At 66.9% G+C, this 3,823-nt stretch carries 2 protein-coding genes; one reads left to right on the top strand and one right to left on the bottom strand.

Annotation, left to right across the window (positions count from 1 at the left end; genetic code table 11):
* Positions 1 to 764: 764 nt before the first annotated feature.
* Positions 765 to 926 carry a hypothetical protein gene (locus JF886_RS03595; RefSeq protein ID WP_337309700.1) on the bottom strand — a complete coding sequence of 54 codons (162 nt, stop codon included), beginning with the start codon at positions 924 to 926 and terminating at the stop codon, positions 765 to 767.
* A gap of 297 nt (positions 927 to 1,223) precedes the next feature.
* Here JF886_RS03595 and JF886_RS03590 point away from each other — a divergent pair, with 297 nt between their 5' ends.
* Positions 1,224 to 3,299 carry a GAF domain-containing sensor histidine kinase gene (locus tag JF886_RS03590; RefSeq protein ID WP_337309698.1) on the top strand — a complete coding sequence of 692 codons (2,076 nt, stop codon included), beginning with the start codon at positions 1,224 to 1,226 and terminating at the stop codon, positions 3,297 to 3,299.
* Positions 3,300 to 3,823 lie beyond the last annotated feature (524 nt).

The raw sequence follows: 3,823 nt of genomic DNA, 5'->3' as shown, positions 1-3,823 counted from the left end.
GCGTGCCCGCACTGGTCGCTGCCATCGGCCGCTTTCTCACCGGCTGGAACAAGAACTCCCGACCGTTCGTCTGGATCAAACCCGCTGATGTCATCCTCGCCAAGGCGAACCGTCTAAGTATTCCTGAGTCGGTGCACTAGCAGAGAGCCGCCGAAGTATCCCTGTTCGTGCTCTGCAGGAGGTTGCCTTCGCGGCGCCCAACGCCGGTCGCGCCGCGACGCAGGCCAGTTATCGCCAACCATGGCCGCTACGGTGGCCATTTGGGCCCCAAACGCGGTGGCCTTGTCCGACACTGGGCACCCCAGGACGTCACGACTCCTCCACGATCCGTATTCAGGGCCCCCCCTGAAACGCGTCAAAGTAGTTCCGGTCCACCATGGCCATTTCTGTTCGTATTCGGAATGCGCGTCCAGCGCCAGTGTCAGCGCAAGGAACCGCCCGCCAAGAGCGGTGCGCCGCGGGGTCGGCCAGGAGGCGCGAGACTTTGACGGCTACTTCCTTACCCCCGCACACAGCGGCGTGGTGATCAGGGTGCCTCCGACAGGGTCACCGTGGCGCTCTCTGAGCGTTGTGGTTACTCGTTGCTGACCCTGCTGCTCGACCGCGAGGGCGGTCGCGGCGAACCACGCCCAACAGTTGTCGGTGATGAGCGCGCGCCGGGAGGTGGGCGTTTGACCATCTCGGTGACCAGGGGGCGCGTCCACCTCCCCCGCCCCGACGGCTACCGCCGCCGCGAGCTCTGCTTGCGTAGAAGCGGTGCCAGATCAGCCGGTGGATCGGGATCGAGCGCGGGATGTCGTGCAAGCCGGGATGAACGGGACGAGGAGGAGGGCAAGGCTCAGCACCGCCGTGGTCAGCACGGCCCAGAGGTCGACGTTGCTCGAGGGGTTGACCGCGCGGGCTGTGGCGGCGGTTCTCGGCCTCATGTGCGGCCGATTCTCGCGCTTTATCAGGCCGTTGCGAAATGGTGTCAGCCGGGCTCAGCCCGGAGGGCTAGCACCACGTGTGAGCGACGGTGCGCCGCTCAGCGTGGTGCCAGCACACCGAACGCCGGGATGCCTGCCGCCTTGCCGAACCACGGCTGATGACTATGGTGGGGGTATGTCAGCGGCATCGACCCCCAGACCGCCGAGCTTCGCAGCATGACTGTTGGGCGGGGTCCTGCGGCAATCGCAGCACGTCCGCTCTCAGGCCTTAAACCAGCCGCAATCGCAATCGTTGGCTTGCTCCTTGCCATCGTCCAACTGGTCCTGCAACTGAGCGGAACCAAGCCCGTGGGCAGGACATTCGGCGACACCTCCCTGCTGGTCACTATCCCCACCGGGGTAGCTTTTTTGGCGCTGCTCTGGCTCGGCTGCTTTGTCGCGGCCCGCCGACCGGACAATCCCATCGGCTGGCTTCTCGCCGCCGGCGGCTCGGTCTTCGTGCTCGACGGTGTGCTACAGAGTTACGCGGGCTACCTTCGGGCCCACGGACCCGGCAGCGGCGACCTGGTCGTCGCTCTCGAGAACTACCTGTGGATCATCGGCATCGGGCTGGCGGTGATCCTCGTCGGTTTCCTGTTCCCCACGGGCAGACTCCTGTCGCGACGGTGGCGGTGGGTCGCATGGCCGGCGGCGATCACGCTTGGCGTCACCTACGTGGCCCTCACGGCCGATGCCGCTTCCGGCGACTATCTGGTGGCCGGGGTGGTGAATCCGCTCCGCCCGACCGGTGCGCTGTTGGCGATTGTTGACTTTCTCAGCGGGTTCTTCCTGCTGCTGCCGATCGCAGCGATCCTGTCGGCGGTCGCGATCGTCATCCGCTACCGCCGCGGGGACGTGGAGGAGCGTCACCAGGTCCGGATCGTGATGTGCGCGACCGCCGTGTATGCCATCACATTCGGAGCCAAGCAATTCTTCGAGTCCGTCACAGGTCATCGTCTGCTGCTGCTCGAAGACCTGGTGATCGTCGGCGTCGTCGCCGTGCCGGCTGGAGTTGGCATCGCGGTCCTGAAATACCGTCTCTACGACATCGATGTAGTCATCAACCGCGCTCTGGTGTACGGCTCGCTAGCGGGGTTCATCACTGCCGTGTACGTGGGAATCGCGGTCGGCATCGGCGCGCTCCTCGGTAATGGCGGCAAGCCCAACCTGGGTCTGTCCATCCTCGCCACGGCGATCGTTGCCGTCGGATTCCAACCGGTACGGCAGCGCTTGCAGAGGATTGCCAATCGGCTGGTCTACGGCAACCGGGCGACGCCGTATGAGGTGCTGTCGCAGTTCTCGGAGCGCGTGGCCGAGAGCTACGCCGTTGACGACGTGCTGCCGCGCATGGCGCGGTTGCTTGCGGAGGGGACCGGTGCGCAGCGCGCCGACGTGTGGCTGCGCAGTGGGGAATGGCTGCGGGCAGCCGCGGTGTGGCCTGCCGAGGCACTCGCGCGCGACCCCGTTGCCCTCGACGGCGACGCGCTCCCCGCCGTCGCTGGAGCCGACACGATGGTGCCGGTACGCCACCAGGCGGACCTGCTGGGCGCGCTGAGCCTGACCAAGCGGACCGGCGAATCGCTGACACCTGTCGAAGAGAACCTGCTGGCCGACCTCGCCCACCAGGCGGGCCTCGTCCTCAAGAACGTCGGCCTTACAGCTGACCTGCAAACGCGACTCGACGAGCTGCGCGCCTCGCGCCAGCGTCTCGTCACCGCCCAGGACGAAGAACGCCGGCGCCTTGAGCGCAATCTCCACGATGGCGCACAGCAGCACCTTGTCGCGCTCAAGGTGAAATTGGGGCTCACCGAGATGCTCATGCGCAGCGACCCCGAACGGGCCAGGGCCACGATCGGTGAGCTCAAGACGGACGCCGATGAGGCGCTGAACACCTTGCGCGACCTGGCTCGGGGCATCTACCCGCCGCTGCTCGCCGACAAGGGGCTGTCCATCGCGCTGCAGTCGCAGGCGCGCAAGGCGACCGTTCCGGTGACCGTCCACGCCGACGGTATCAAGCGCTATTCGCAGGAGCTCGAAGCGGCCGTGTACTTCTGTGTGCTCGAGGCGCTGCAGAACGTGGAGAAGTATGCGAGAGCCAGCCTGGTGACCGTCGCCCTGACGCAGTCGAATGGCAGCCTGAGCTTCGAGGTCCGCGATGACGGCTGCGGGTTTGATCCGGCGACGAAGCCACGTGGGTCTGGGCTCGTGAACATGTACGACCGGCTGGATGCGCTCGGCGGTCAGCTGACCGTCGACTCAGCGCCCGGAAGTGGCACCCGGCTACGCGGCGATGTCCCGGCCACCGACCCGTCTGCGACCGAGGCCACTTTGTGACCCCGGGTCGTCCCCCGTGGGGCGGCCTCTCCACGCTGCGCGCGAGCCGCGCGTGCGGCGGCGTGCGATGGCTGGATGCGCAACACCCGCGCCAGCCGATCGGGCAGATACCAGTTCCAGTGGCCGAGCAGCGCCACCAACGCCAAACCAGCAACACCCGCACAATCGTCGCGTCAAGAAGGATGCCGAACCCCAAAGCTGAGCCACGCAGAACCTCAGCTCGCAATTTCGTGGGCCGGATCACGAGGGCAAATCGTTCGGCGACGAGGTCCCCGTGCCTGACCATACGCCGGTCTATCAGCGGGTCGCCGGCGGGTTCGGCCGCGATCCCCCCTGGTCGGGCAACGCCGGCTGACCGCCGGGCCGCCCGGTTGGGCTACTTCTTGGCCGCCTGGTAGTACGGATTCGCGCCCTGGGCGTGGTCGGTGGTGTCGCGCACCTCGCGGATCTCGGGAAAGGTGTCGAGGATCGCGGTGCGCACTCCCTGACCGAGGGTGACCTCGGCCATGCCGCAGCCCTGGCAT

Source organism: Candidatus Aeolococcus gillhamiae (assembly GCF_016464765.1).
GTDB lineage: Bacteria > Chloroflexota > Dormibacteria > Aeolococcales > Aeolococcaceae > Aeolococcus > Aeolococcus gillhamiae.
This window is presented reverse-complemented; position numbering and strand designations above follow the sequence as displayed.

Bases quoted from the DNA above. Each gene is read 5' to 3' on its own strand.
- JF886_RS03595 (WP_337309700.1), bottom strand. From the start codon at position 926: ATGAGGCCGAGAACCGCCGCCACAGCCCGCGCGGTCAACCCCTCGAGC.